Raw genomic sequence first — 12,899 nt, forward strand, 5'->3', positions numbered from 1 at the left:
GTCAGCCCGTCCGCTCCGCCAGCCAGCGGGCGACCTGCCGGACGAACGCCCGCAGGTCCCCGGCGGCCGCCGGCACGGCGGCCGCGACCCGGTCGAGGTCCGTGCGGGCGTACTCGTGCACCAGCAGGTTGCGCATCCCGACCGCGGCGACCAGCGAGGAGGCCAGCGCGGGCTCGACGACCCCCAGCTCACCGGCTGCGGCGACCGCCTCGCGGTAGGTCGTCGGGGTGCGCCCGTGCGCTCCGGCGACGTGGCTGCACACCGCGACGACCGTGTCGACGCTGTGGGTCAGCATCCGTTCCAGCGCCAGGCGGAACCACGTGTCGGTCCGCAGGCGCTCCGCCGTGACCGGGCCCGCGCCGTCGAGCGCGGCGAGCAGTTCCTCCAGCAGGCGCAGCTTCGCCTGTACCGTGTCCGGTTCCAGCTCGCGCGGGCTCACGCGGACATCCTGCGCAGGTCGGCGGCGCGCATCCAGGCGGTCTCGTAGAACTCCAGGGCCGCGGCCATCTGCCGGCGGGCGAACAGGCCCGGTTCGGCCTCGACGAGCAGCCGCGCCCCCGTCAGCGCCCGGTGCCGGGCCGTCGGGGACGCAGCCGCCAGGTCCAGCACGTCGACGCCGTCGAAGCCTGTGAGGTCGACCAGGTCGCCGACCAGGCCGAGCAGGTCGGGGGAGGGCCCGGCTGCCCCAGGACCCGGCGGGGGAGCGCCCAGCACGGCGACGTCGACGTCCCGGGCCCGCGCCGGGTCGCGCGCGCCACTGCCGAACAGGGTCAGCAGCCGCACCCCCCACCGGGCGGCGACCTCCTCGAGGCGGCCGTCGCCGCCCGCCTCGAGGAGCCTGCCCACCGCCGCGCTCGCGTCCACGCGGCGATCGTAAGACGGGGGACCGCTCAGGAGCGGTGCTGCCGGTAGTACCGGATCAGCGCGGCGGTCGAGGGGTCCTGCGCGGCCAGCGCCTCCTCGTCGCCGGTCAGCGCCGGGGCGATCTCCAGCGCGAGCTTCTTGCCGAGCTCCACGCCCCACTGGTCGAAGCTGTCGATGCCCCACACGGCGCCTTGCACGAACGTGACGTGCTCGTACAGCGCGATGAGCTGGCCCAGCACCGACGGGGTCAGCGCCGGCGCCAGGACCGACGTCGTCGGGCGGTTGCCGGAGAACACGCGTGCGGGCACGACCGACTCGTCCGTGCCCTCCGCGCGCACCTCATCGGCGGTCTTGCCGAACGCCAGCGCCTTGGTCTGGGCGAAGAAGTTCGCCAGGAACAGCGCGTGCACGTCGGTGCCGCCGTCGCTGAGCGGGTGCGCCGGCTCGGCCACGGCGATGAAGTCGGCCGGCACGATCCGGGTGCCCTGGTGGATCAGCTGGTAGAAGGCGTGCTGGCCGTTGGTGCCCGGCTCGCCCCAGAACACCTCGCCGGTGTGGGTGCCCACCGGTGTGCCGTCCCAGCGCACCGACTTGCCGTTGGACTCCATCGTCAGCTGCTGCAGGTACGCCGGGAACCGGTGCAGCAGCTGCGAGTACGGCAGGACGGCGTGCGTGTGGGCGCCGAGGAAGTTCACGTACCAGACGTTCAGCAGGCCCATGAGGACCGGGACGTTGCGCTCGAACGGCGTCGTGCGCACGTGCTCGTCGACGGCGTGGAAACCGGCGAGGAACTCGCGGAAGCGCTCCGGGCCGATCGCCACGGCCAGGGACGTGCCGATGGCCGAGTCGACCGAGTAGCGACCGCCCACCCAGTCCCAGAACCCGAAGGCGTTCGCCGGGTCGATGCCGAACGCCTCGACCTTCTCCAGCGCCGTCGACACCGCCACGAAGTGCTTCGCGACCGCCCCGCGGCGCGCCTCGTCGTCGTCGGCCAGGGCGCCCGCGGCGGCCAGGCCGTCCCACAGCCACTGCCGCGCCAGGCGCGCGTTCGTCAGCGTCTCCAGCGTGCCGAACGTCTTGGAGGCCACGACGAACAGCGTCGTCTCCGGGTCCAGGCCGCGGGTCGTGCGCGCCACGTCCGTGGGGTCGATGTTGGAGACGAACCGGCACTCCAGGCCGTCCTGCACGTACGGCGCCAGCGCCTCGTACGCCATCACCGGGCCGAGGTCGGAGCCGCCGATGCCGATGTTCACCACCGTCGTGATGCGCTTGCCCGTGACACCCGTCCACGCGCCCGAGCGCACCGCGTCGGCGAAGGCGAACACCTTCTCCAGCTCGCGCTGCACGTCGGCGTCGACGTCCTGGCCCTCGACCACGAGCGGCGGCTGCGCGCCCGGCGGGCGGCGCAGCGCCGTGTGCAGGACGGCGCGGTCCTCGGTGACGTTGATGCGCTCGCCGGCGAACATGGCGCGCAGGCGCTCGCCGACGCGGGTCTCCTCGGCCAGCTGCAGCAGCAGGCGCAGCGTCTCGTCCGTCACGAGGTTCTTCGACAGGTCCACGTGCAGGTCGGCCGCGTCGAAGGTCAGGCGCTCGGCCCGGCCGGGGTCGTCGGCGAACCACGCCCGCAGGTCGGGGGTGGTGGCGGCGGCGTGGTCGGTGAGCGCCGCCCAGGCGCTCGTGCCGGCCGGGTCCACGGGATTCGTGCTCACTGCTGACCTCCAGGTCGCGCGGGTCTCGTCGGTGCTGCGTGTCGGTGCGTCTGGCTGCGTCGTCGTCGGCGCCCAGAACGCTAGCCAGCCGCCCGCCCGGGCGCCCGGGGACCCGTCCACCGGCCGCGGCGGCCCCGGCTGGCACAGTGGCAGCGTGCAGCGCTGGCGGGGTCTCGACGACGTCCGGGCGGCGCGCGCCGCCGACCAGGAGTGGGCCGCGCGCCCCTCGGTCGTCACCGTCGGCAACTTCGACGGCGTGCACCGCGGGCACCGCGCGGTCCTCGGGCGGGTCGTCGAGACGGCCCGGTCGCTGGGCGCGGCCGCCGTGGCGGTCACCTTCGAGCCGCACCCGCTGCGCGTGCTGCAGCCCGAGCGCGCCCCCGGCCTGCTGACGGAGCTGGAGCACAAGCTGGAGCTGCTGGCCGCCACCGGCCTGGACGCCGTGCTCGTCCTGCCCTTCACGCGCGAGCTGGCCGCCTGGAGCCCCGAGCGGTTCGTGCGCGAGGTCGTCGTCGAGGCGCTGCTGGCGCGCGCCGTCGTCGTGGGCCACGACGTGCGCTTCGGGCACCGCAACGCCGGCGACCTGTCGACGATGCAGGAGCTGGGCGCCCGCCACGGCTTCGAGGTCGTCGCGCTGGACGACCTGGGCGACCCCGCGCTGCCCGGCCGCGCGCCCGTGCCGCGCTGGTCGTCCACGGCCGTGCGCGAGGCGCTGGCGGCCGGGGACGTGCGCCGGGCGGCGGAGGTCATGGGGCACGAGCACCGCCTGACGTCCACCGTGGTGCACGGCGACCACCGCGGCCGCGAGCTGGGCTACCCGACGGCCAACCTCGACGGCGAGCGCCTGGAGCAGCTCGTGCCCGCGGACGGCGTGTACGCCGGGTGGCTGCGGCGCGCCGACGGGCGGCGGCTGCCCGCGGCCGTGTCCATCGGCACCAACCCCACCTTCGACGGGGTGCGCCGGCAGGTGGAGGCGCACTGCCTGGACGCCGGGCCCGACCTGGACCTGTACGGCGAGCGCGTGGACCTCGACCTCGTCGAGCGGCTGCGCCCGACGCTGCGCTTCGGCGACGCGGACGCGCTGGTGCGCCAGATGCACCGCGACGTGGAGGAGTGCCGCCGCGCCCTCGGGCTGACCGAGCGCGCCGACCGGGCCGACCGGGCGGGCTGACCGTCGTCGCCCGCGACCGCCCGTGGGGGCGGGCCGGGCCCGCGCTGGTAGCCTGGGGACCGCCGTTCTGCCGGCCGCGGACCCAGAGAGCCCGGGTGGACCAGCCCCGAGGCACCGCGCAACGAGTGATCAGGAGAGGTCAGTGCCGCTCGACGCCGACGTCAAGAAGAAGATCATCGCCGAGTACGCCACCAGCGAGGGCGACACCGGCTCGCCGGAGGTGCAGGTCGCCATGCTGACCCAGCGCATCCGCGACCTGACGGAGCACCTCAAGACGCACCAGCACGACCACCACAGCCGGCGCGGCCTGCTGCTGCTGGTCGGCCAGCGCCGCCGTCTGCTGCAGTACATGGCGAAGAAGGACATCAACCGCTACCGCTCGATCATCGAGCGCGTCGGCATCCGCCGCTGAGGCGAGCAGGGGCGGTCCCGCCGGTCGGGACCGCCCCTGCTGCCGTCCTGCCCCTCGCGGCCCCTCGCGGCCCCTCGCGGCGCGCGAGGGGGCCGCAGGCGGCAGACTCGGGGAGGCCCCGCACGGCGGGACCGCCCCCCGCACCACCCAGCACGACCCGAGCACACCCCCCGAGCACCCCGCAGCGTCGTGCCGGTCCTCGGTAGTGGCCTCCGGGCGCCCCGGCGCCCGTGGGCCTCGATCGAAGGCCGGACGGGAGGGGACCCCCTCCCGGCACGCGCGGGTGCTCCGAACGCAACGGAGGAGGAACCCGTGGAGGGTCCTGAGATCACCGCCGCCGAAGCCGTCATCGACAACGGCTCTTTCGGCACCCGCACCGTCCGCTTCGAGACGGGCCGCCTCGCCCGCCAGGCCGCCGGCTCCGCCGCCGTCTACCTCGACGACGACTCGTTCCTGCTGAGCGCCACCACCGCCGGCAAGTCCCCCAAGGACCAGTTCGACTTCTTCCCGCTCACGGTGGACGTCGAGGAGCGCAGCTACGCCGCCGGGAAGATCCCCGGCTCGTTCTTCCGCCGCGAGGGCCGCCCCTCGACCGAGGCGATCCTCACCTGCCGGCTCATCGACCGCCCGCTGCGCCCCAGCTTCGTCAAGGGCCTGCGCAACGAGGTCCAGGTCGTGGTGTCCGTCATGGCGCTGCACCCCGACGACGCCTACGACGTCGTGGCCATCAACGCCGCGTCGCTGTCGACCCAGCTGTCGGGCCTGCCGTTCTCCGGCCCCATCGGCGGCGTGCGCATCGCGCTCATCGACGACCAGTGGGTCGCCTTCCCGCGCTACTCCGAGCTCGAGCGCGCCGTCTTCGACATGGTCGTCGCCGGCCGCGTCGTGACCGCCGCCGACGGGTCGCAGGACGTCGCGATCATGATGGTCGAGGCCGAGGCGACCGAGGGTTCGTGGACCCTCGTCAAGGAGCAGGGCGCGACCGCCCCCACCGAGGAGGTCGTGGCCGCCGGGCTGGAGGCCGCCAAGCCCTTCATCGCCGAGCTCGTCCGCGCCCAGGCCGAGGTGGCCGCGACGGCCGCCAAGCCCACCGCGCACTTCCCGACCTTCCCGGACTACCAGGACGACGCCTACGAGGCCGTCCTGGCCGCCAGCTCGCAGGACCTGACGGCCGCGCTGCAGATCGGCGGCAAGCAGGAGCGCGAGTCGCGCATCGACGAGATCAAGGACGCCGTCAAGGCCCAGCTCGCCGACTCCTTCGCCGGTCGCGAGAAGGAGGTCTCCGCCGCGTTCCGCTCGGTGCAGAAGTCGCTGGTCCGCCAGCGCGTCCTCACCGACGGCGTGCGCATCGACGGCCGCGGCCTGGCCGACATCCGCACCCTGGGTGCCGAGGTCGAGGTCCTGCCCCGCGTGCACGGCTCGGCGCTCTTCGAGCGCGGCGAGACCCAGATCCTGGGTGTCACCACGCTGAACATGCTCCGCATGGAGCAGCAGCTGGACACGCTGTCCCCGGTGACGCGCAAGCGCTACATGCACAACTACAACTTCCCGCCGTACTCCACCGGTGAGACCGGCCGCGTGGGCTCGCCCAAGCGCCGCGAGATCGGCCACGGGGCCCTGGCCGAGCGCGCCCTCGTCCCGGTCCTGCCGGCCCGCGAGGAGTTCCCCTACGCGATCCGCCAGGTCTCCGAGGCGCTGGGCTCCAACGGCTCCACCTCGATGGGCTCGGTCTGCGCCTCGACGCTGTCGCTGCTCAACGCGGGTGTGCCGCTGCGCGCCCCCGTCGCCGGCATCGCGATGGGTCTCATCTCCGACACGGTCGACGGCGAGACCCGGTACGCGGCGCTGACCGACATCCTCGGCGCCGAGGACGCCTTCGGCGACATGGACTTCAAGGTCGCCGGCACCAAGGAGTTCGTCACCGCCATCCAGCTGGACACCAAGCTGGACGGCATCCCCGCCTCCGTCCTGGCCGGGGCGCTGACCCAGGCCCGCGACGCGCGCCTGCACATCCTCGACGTCATGGCCGAGGCCATCGACGCCCCCGACGAGATGTCGCCCACCGCCCCGCGGATCATCACCGTCAAGGTGCCCGTGGACAAGATCGGCGAGGTCATCGGCCCCAAGGGCAAGATGATCAACCAGATCCAGGAGGACACCGGCGCCGACATCTCCATCGAGGACGACGGCACGGTGTTCATCGGCGCGGTCGACGGCCCCTCGGCCGAGGCGGCGCGCGCGGCGGTCAACGCGATCGCCAACCCGACGATGCCCGAGGTCGGCGAGCGCTACCTCGGCACCGTCGTCAAGACGACGACCTTCGGCGCGTTCGTCTCGCTGCTGCCCGGCAAGGACGGCCTGCTGCACATCTCGCAGCTGCGCAAGCTCGCCGGCGGCAAGCGCGTGGACAACGTCGAGGACGTCGTCTCCGTCGGCCAGAAGGTCCAGGTGGAGATCGCCGAGATCGACCCGCGCGGCAAGCTCTCCCTCGTGCCCGTCGTGGCCGAGGAGGAGACCGCCGGTGACGCCGGTGACGCCGCCGCGGCCACCGAGCCGGCCGACGCCTGACGTGCCCGACCGCACCGCACCGGGTCCCGCCGAGCTGCCGACCACGGCGGCCGGCGGGGCCCCGGTGACGACGACGCTGTCCGAGCAGGACGGTGCGGTGGTCCGCCGCACCGTCCTGCCCTCGGGCGTGCGCGTCCTCACCGAGTCCGTGCCCGCCCAGCGGTCGGCCACCGTCGGCTGCTGGGTGGGGGTCGGCTCGCGCGACGAGGACGACGGCCACCACGGCTCCACGCACTTCCTCGAGCACCTGCTGTTCAAGGGCACCGAGCGGCGCGACGCCATGGACATCGCCACCGCGTTCGACGCGGTCGGCGGGGAGGCCAACGCCGCCACGGGCAAGGAGCACACGACGTACTACGCGCGGGTCCTCGACGAGGACCTGCCGATGGCCGTCGACGTCGTCACCGACATGGTCACCAGCGCCGTCCTCGACGAGGACGACTTCGCCTCCGAGCGCGAGGTCATCCTCGAGGAGCTGGCGATGAACGACGACGACCCCGGCGACGTCGCCCACGAGCGCTTCGCCGAGCTCGTCCTGGGCGACCACCCGCTGGCCCGGCCCATCGGCGGTACCCCGGAGACCATCCGCGCCGTCGGCCGCGACGACGTGTGGGCGCACTACCGGCGCCACTACCAGCCCTCCCAGCTGGTGTTCACGGCCGCGGGCGGTCTGGACCACGACGAGGTCGTGGAGACCGTCGAGCGGGAGCTGGCGCGCGCCGCCGGCACCCTGGGCGAGGCCGCGCCCGCGCCGCGGCGCACCGGCGGCACCAGCGGCGGTCTCACCGCCTCGCAGGTCCTCGTCGTGGAGCGCCCCACCGAGCAGGCGCACGTGCTGCTGGGCACCACCGGGCTCACCGCCACCGACGAGCGGCGCTTCACCCTGTCGGTCCTCAACGCCGTCCTGGGCGGCGGCATGAGCAGCCGGCTGTTCCAGGAGGTCCGCGAGAAGCGCGGGCTGGCCTACTCGGTGTACAGCTTCGCGGCCAACTACGCCGACTCCGGCTACGTCGGCCTGTACGCCGGCTGCTCGCCCGCCAAGGCGGGGCAGGTGGCCGAGCTGATGCTCGCCGAGCTCGTCGGCCTGGCCGAGCGCGGCCTGGACACCGAGGAGCTGCAGCGGGGGATCGGCCAGCTGGCCGGCGGCCTCGTGCTGGGCCTGGAGGACTCCGGCGCCCGGATGAACCGCCTGGGCAAGGCCGAGCTGGTGCACGGCGTCTTCCTCGACCTGGACACCGTCCTGGCGCGGGTGCGGGCCGTGACGGCCGACGACGTGCAGGCGATGGCCGCCGAGATCGTCGGGCGGCCGCGGGCCGTCACCGTCGTGGGTCCCTTCGCCGACGACCGCGCCTTCCGCGGGGTGCTCCCGTGAGCGTCGGCCCGGGCGCCGGCGAGCTGCGGCGCCCGCCGCTGCGGGTCGCGGTGGTGGGCGCGCGCGGGCGGATGGGGCGCGAGGCCGTGCGCGCCGTCTCAGCCGCCGAGGACCTGGAGCTGGTCGCCGAGATCGGTCGCGGGGACGACCTGCGCGACGCCGTGGGCGCCGACGTCCTCGTCGACCTCACGGTGCCGTCGTCGGTCATGGGCAACGTCGAGTTCGCCCTCACCCACGACCTGCACGTGGTCACCGGCACCACCGGCTGGGACGCCGAGCGCTACGAGACGCTGCGCGGCTGGTCGGCCTCCGCGCCGCACCTGGGCGTGCTGGTCGCCACGAACTTCGGCCTGGGCGCCGTCCTGGTCATGCAGTTCGCCCGGCAGGCCGCCCGCTTCTTCGAGTCGGTGGAGGTCGTGGAGACCCACCACCCCGGCAAGGTCGACGCGCCCTCCGGCTCGGCCGTGCGCACCGCGCAGCTCATCGCCGCGGCGCGCGCCGAGGCCGGGCTGGGCGACGTGCCCGACGCCACCGAGCAGCAGCTGGACGGCGCGCGCGGCACCGTCGTGGACGGCATCCACGTCCACGCCCTGCGGGTGCGGGGGGCCACGGCCCACCAGGAGGTCGTCCTCGGCGGGCCGGGGGAGACCCTGACCCTGCGCGACGACACCTACGACCGGGCCGCCTACATGCCCGGGCTGCTGCTGGGGGTCCGCGAGGTCGTCTCCCGCCCCGGGGTGACGATCGGCCTCGAGCACTACCTCGACCTGGGCTGAGGCGGCCGCCGTGCGCACCAAGGTGGTCATCGCGGTGTCGGTGGCCGCCCTGCTCGTCTACTTCGTCCTGCTGGGCCGGCTCGGCGTCCTGCTGCTGGGCACGGGGGACTGGGCCGGTGCCGCCCTCGGCACCGCGCTGCTGGCCTTCCCGCTCGTCGGCGCGTACGCGGTGTGGCGGGAGATCTCCTTCGGCCGCGCCACCGAGCGCCTGGGCCGCGAGCTGGCCGAGCGCGGCGAGCTGCCCGTGGACGACCTGCGCCGCACCGCCAGCGGCCGCGTGGACCGCGCCGCGGGGCAGGAGATGTACGAGCGGTACCGCGGCGAGGTGGAGGCCACCCCCGGTGACGCGGGCGCCTGGTACCGCCTCGCGCTGGCCTACGACGCGGCCGGGGACCGCCGGCGCGCCCGCGCGGCGGCCCGGCACGCCGTGCGCCTGCACACCGGGGGCTGAACGCCGGGCGCTGACCGGCGCTCACCAGCCGAGACGGCGGGTGACCTCCTCGACGTCCAGGCCCAGGACGGCGCTGCGCGCGGGCCGGCCGGCGGGACCGGCGTCCCGGGCGTCGGACGTGTGGACGGTCAGGACGCGCTCGGCGGGGTCGATCAGCCACACCTCACGCACTCCCCGGCCCAGGTAGGAGGGGATCTTCGCGCGGCTGGCGTCGTCGGGGGAGACGATCCCGACGACGACCTCGGCGGTGGGCAGGTACAGGCCCAGGTCCGCCTCGTCCTGCTGACGGACCAGGCCCAGGTCGGGCACGCGGAAGTCGTCCTCGACACCGAGGTTGAACTCCGTCAGCGCCACGAGTCCCGCAGCGCTCGCAGGACCGTCCAGGACGACGACGAGGCGGGCGGCCAGGCGGCCGTGGCTGGCGTGGGCGTGCGGTGCCACGTGGTGGGTGCCGTTCCAGACCTCGTCGCGCTTGTCCAGGCCCAGAGCGCGCCGACGCTGCAGCCAGTCGTCCAGGACGCCGCCGTGGGCGACGATCGTGGTCGCGCTCATGCGGTCATCGTCCCAGCCGGGAGCTCGGGGGCGAGGGGGTGGAGCGGTTCGCCACCGCTGGAGCGTCCCCCGCCGCCTCAGTCCTCGCGCGCCCGCCGCGTCGCGCGGTCGTTCGCCTTCCGGATGCCCTCGACGAGCTCGTCCTTGCTCATCCGCGAGCGCCCGGGCACGCCCAGCCGCTTGGCGACGTCCTGCAGGTGGGCCTTGGTGGCGTTGGTGTCCACCCCGCCGGCGGTGGGGCGGTCGGTGTCGCGGCCGCCCTCGGCCTGCGCGTCGGAGGGGCCCTTGCGCCCGCCCTCCTTCGGCTCCCAGTGGTCGCCGACCTTCTCGTGCGTGTGCTTCAGCGCGCTGTAGGCGGTGCGGTGGGCGCGCTCGCCGTCGCCGTACGTGTCCTCCGCGGAGTCCAGGGCTGCCGCGTACGTGCGCTGGGCCTTCTCGTCCGAGCGCTGCAGCGTGCTGGGCAGCTCGTCCTGGGCCGGCTGCCCGGACCCGGTGCTCTTGGGCATGTTCTCCTCCGTCGCGGTGCTGGTCCTGCTCCGGTGCAGTACCCGCCGAGGCCGCCTCCCACACGCCGACCGGACGGCGGTGGGGGCGCGCGCGGCCGGCGCACGCCCCCACCGGTCCCCGTCCGGCCGTCGTCCCGGTGGTCAGGCCCCCGGCGTCAGCACCGTCTTGACCCACCCGGGTTCGCGGCGGTCGAAGCGCTCGTAGGCCTCGAGCGCGTCCTGCGCCAGCGGGAGGTCCTGGGTGAGGACGGTGGAGGGGTCCACCAGCCCGGAGGCGACCAGGTCGAGCAGCGGCGGCAGGTACCGGCGGTGCTCGCAGTTGCCCATCTTCAGCACGAGGTTCTTGTTCATCGCCTGCCCGATGGGGAAGCTGTCCATCGTCGGCGGGTACACCCCGATGATCCCGACGGTGCCCGCCTTGGCGATGGCCTGCACGTACCACTGGGCGGCCTGGGAGGGGGCGTCACCCGGCTTCCAGGTGTCGCCCCGCTGGTTCGTCTCCGGCGCGTTGCCGGCCACCTCGGCCGCGAACCGCTCCGCCTGCTGCTCCGAGGCCTCCGCGGCCGGACCGCTCACGGGGCGCTCGGAGTCGACCCCGACGGCGTCGATCACCCGGTCCGGGCCGACGCCGCCGGTGATGTCCCGCAGGACGGTGACGGGGTCCTCGGTGTTGAAGTCGACCGTCTCGGCGCCCAGCCGGCGGGCGGCGTCCAGGCGCGAGGCGATGCCGTCGACGACGACCACCCGCCCGGCGCCCTGCCGGAACGCGGACAGGACCGCGAACAACCCGACGGGGCCGGCGCCGAAGACCGCGACGGTGTTGCCGTCGCGGACCTCGGCGAGCTTCGCCCCGAACCAGGCGGTGGGGAAGATGTCCGAGATCATGATGGCCTGGTCGTCGGTCACGGAGTCGGGGACCCTGACGGGCCCGACGTGCGCGAACGGCACCCGGACGAGCTCGGCCTGCATGCCGTCCAGGCCGCCGGCGGCCTCCGGCCCGCCGAAGAACGTGGTCCCGGCGGTCCTGCCGCCCGGGTTGGCGTTGTCGCACTGGGAGTAGTACCCGGCGCGGCAGTACGAGCAGGACCCGCACGCGACGGTCGACGGGAGCACCACGCGGTCACCGGGCCGCAGGTTGCGCACCTGCGGGCCCACCTCCTCGACGACCCCGACGGCCTCGTGGCCGAGGACCGTGCCCTCGCGCATGCCGCTCATGGTGCCGCGCACGAAGTGCAGGTCGGTCCCGCAGATCGCGCTCGTGGTCACCCGCACGACGGCGTCGTACGGGTCCTGGATCCTGGGGTCGGGCACCTCGTCGAGCCGGATGTCGCCGACCCCGTGCCACACGACCGCCTTCACGAGCTCTGCCCGGGGTGCAGGAGGACCTTGGTCCAGCCGTCCTCGCGCGCGTCGAACCGCGCGTAGCCCTCGGCTGCCTGGTCCAGGCCCAGCTCGTGGGACACGATGAACCCGGGCGTCGCGCGGCCGGCGACGATGAGGTCGCGCAGCTGGCGGTTGTAGCGCATGACGGGCGCCTGACCGGTGCCCATGGACTGGCCCTTGGTGAAGAAGGTGCCGTAGTCCCAGCCGATGCGGCCCTGCTGGGCGCCCTCGGTGGCCGCGCCCGGGTCCTGGGGCATGTAGACGCCCACGACGCCGGTGCCGCCGGTGGCGCGCACCACCTGCACGAGGTTGTCCAGCACCAGCTCGGGGTGCTCCTCGCCGGAGGGGTCGTGGGCCTGGTACCCGACGGCCTCCACGCCGCGGTCGACGCCGCGGCCCCGCGTGGCCTCGGTGATCTGCTCGACCGGGTCGGCCCGCGAGAAGTCCACCGGGACCGCGCCGATGCTCTCGGCCAGCCGCAGCCGGTCGGCCTCCTTGTCGACGACGAACACCCGCGCGGCGCCCTTGATCAGGGCGCTGTGGGCGGCCATGAGCCCGACGGGGCCCGCGCCGAACACCGCGACGTCGTCGCCGGGGACCATCCCGGACAGCTCCACCCCGTGCCAGCCGGTGGGGAAGATGTCCGAGAGCATCGTGAAGTCGTTCTCGTGCTCGGTGCCCTCCGGCAGCTCGAGCAGGTTGAAGTCCGCGAACGGCACGCGCAGGAACTCCGCCTGCCCGCCGTCGTAGGGGCCCATGTTGGCGTAGCCGTAGGCCGCGCCGTCCATGCCCTCGGTGGGGTTGGTGCGCAGGCAGAACGACGTCCAGCCGTGCACGCAGTTGCGGCAGGTGCCGCAGGCGATGTTGAAGGGCACCGAGACCCGGTCGCCGACCTTGACGCGGTCGACGCCGTCACCGACGGCCTCGACGATCCCGGTGTTCTCGTGGCCGAGGACCTTGCCCTCCTCGACGCTGGTGCGCCCCTCGTACATGTGCAGGTCGGACCCGCAGATGTTCGTCGTGGTGATGCGCACGACGGCGTCCGTGGGGTTCTCCACGCGCGCGTCGGGGACCTCCTCGACGGCGACGGTCTTCGGGCCTCGGTAGACGACAGCCTTCACGATCCTCCTCCTGG

Annotated in this window: 13 protein-coding genes; 6 read left to right on the plus strand and 7 right to left on the minus strand. The window is 74.3% G+C overall.

From position 1 onward, the window contains the following. Position 1: 1 nt before the first annotated feature. The 3 genes from hepT to pgi are packed head-to-tail and all read right to left on the minus strand — an operon-like array spanning position 2 to position 2,573. On the minus strand, positions 2-439 hold the full coding sequence (gene hepT, locus ACRYMY_RS10385; protein WP_369052925.1) for a type VII toxin-antitoxin system HepT family RNase toxin: 438 nt from the start codon (positions 437-439) through the stop codon (positions 2-4). Then, positions 436-864, minus strand: coding sequence for a nucleotidyltransferase family protein (locus tag ACRYMY_RS10390; RefSeq protein WP_432547183.1), 429 nt, complete (start codon positions 862-864; stop codon positions 436-438). Before ACRYMY_RS10390 ends, hepT begins: the two co-directional genes overlap by 4 nt. Positions 865-890: 26 nt before the next feature. After that, positions 891-2,573: a glucose-6-phosphate isomerase gene (pgi, locus tag ACRYMY_RS10395; protein ID WP_432547184.1), complete on the minus strand. Its 1,683-nt coding sequence runs from the start codon at positions 2,571-2,573 to the stop codon at positions 891-893. Positions 2,574-2,727: 154 nt separating this feature from the next. On the opposite strand from pgi, the gene ACRYMY_RS10400 reads away from it, so the two are divergent. The 6 genes from ACRYMY_RS10400 to ACRYMY_RS10425 all read left to right on the plus strand — a co-directional run bounded on the left by ACRYMY_RS10400 (position 2,728) and on the right by ACRYMY_RS10425 (position 9,323). Next, positions 2,728-3,744 carry a bifunctional riboflavin kinase/FAD synthetase gene (locus ACRYMY_RS10400; protein ID WP_432547185.1) on the plus strand — a complete coding sequence of 339 codons (1,017 nt, stop codon included), beginning with the start codon at positions 2,728-2,730 and terminating at the stop codon, positions 3,742-3,744. A gap of 142 nt (positions 3,745-3,886) precedes the next feature. Beyond that, complete coding sequence (rpsO, locus tag ACRYMY_RS10405; protein WP_242129612.1) at positions 3,887-4,156, plus strand: 30S ribosomal protein S15; 270 nt, start codon at positions 3,887-3,889, stop codon at positions 4,154-4,156. Between the two features lie 312 nt (positions 4,157-4,468). Next, the gene (locus tag ACRYMY_RS10410; RefSeq protein ID WP_432547186.1) at positions 4,469-6,724 is read left to right on the plus strand and encodes a polyribonucleotide nucleotidyltransferase; all 2,256 of its coding nucleotides are present in this window, start codon (positions 4,469-4,471) and stop codon (positions 6,722-6,724) included. 1 nt (position 6,725) lies between these two features. Beyond that, positions 6,726-8,096 carry a M16 family metallopeptidase gene (locus ACRYMY_RS10415; RefSeq protein ID WP_432547187.1) on the plus strand — a complete coding sequence of 457 codons (1,371 nt, stop codon included), beginning with the start codon at positions 6,726-6,728 and terminating at the stop codon, positions 8,094-8,096. Then, on the plus strand, positions 8,093-8,872 hold the full coding sequence (gene dapB, locus ACRYMY_RS10420) for a 4-hydroxy-tetrahydrodipicolinate reductase (RefSeq protein WP_432547188.1): 780 nt from the start codon (positions 8,093-8,095) through the stop codon (positions 8,870-8,872). The genes ACRYMY_RS10415 and dapB overlap by 4 nt, the downstream gene beginning before the upstream one ends. 10 nt (positions 8,873-8,882) lie before the next feature. After that, positions 8,883-9,323 (plus strand): hypothetical protein, encoded by a 441-nt coding sequence (locus tag ACRYMY_RS10425; protein ID WP_432547189.1) that lies wholly within the window; start codon positions 8,883-8,885, stop codon positions 9,321-9,323. Positions 9,324-9,344: 21 nt separating this feature from the next. Here ACRYMY_RS10425 and ACRYMY_RS10430 read toward each other — a convergent pair whose 3' ends face one another. The 4 genes from ACRYMY_RS10430 to ACRYMY_RS10445 form a co-directional block, all read right to left on the minus strand. Continuing rightward, the gene (locus tag ACRYMY_RS10430) at positions 9,345-9,875 is read right to left on the minus strand and encodes a Uma2 family endonuclease (RefSeq protein ID WP_432547190.1); all 531 of its coding nucleotides are present in this window, start codon (positions 9,873-9,875) and stop codon (positions 9,345-9,347) included. A gap of 77 nt (positions 9,876-9,952) precedes the next feature. Continuing rightward, the gene (locus tag ACRYMY_RS10435; RefSeq protein ID WP_432547191.1) at positions 9,953-10,381 is read right to left on the minus strand and encodes a ChaB family protein; all 429 of its coding nucleotides are present in this window, start codon (positions 10,379-10,381) and stop codon (positions 9,953-9,955) included. A 141-nt stretch (positions 10,382-10,522) separates the two neighbouring features. Further along, on the minus strand, positions 10,523-11,740 hold the full coding sequence (locus ACRYMY_RS10440) for a zinc-dependent alcohol dehydrogenase (protein ID WP_432547192.1): 1,218 nt from the start codon (positions 11,738-11,740) through the stop codon (positions 10,523-10,525). Continuing rightward, the gene (locus ACRYMY_RS10445) at positions 11,737-12,885 is read right to left on the minus strand and encodes a glutathione-independent formaldehyde dehydrogenase (RefSeq protein ID WP_432547193.1); all 1,149 of its coding nucleotides are present in this window, start codon (positions 12,883-12,885) and stop codon (positions 11,737-11,739) included. Before ACRYMY_RS10445 ends, ACRYMY_RS10440 begins: the two co-directional genes overlap by 4 nt. Between the last annotated feature and the right edge of the window lie 14 nt (positions 12,886-12,899).

The sequence above is a fragment of the Kineococcus haloalkalitolerans genome (assembly GCF_050871905.1).
Taxonomy (GTDB): Bacteria; Actinomycetota; Actinomycetes; order Actinomycetales; family Kineococcaceae; genus Kineococcus.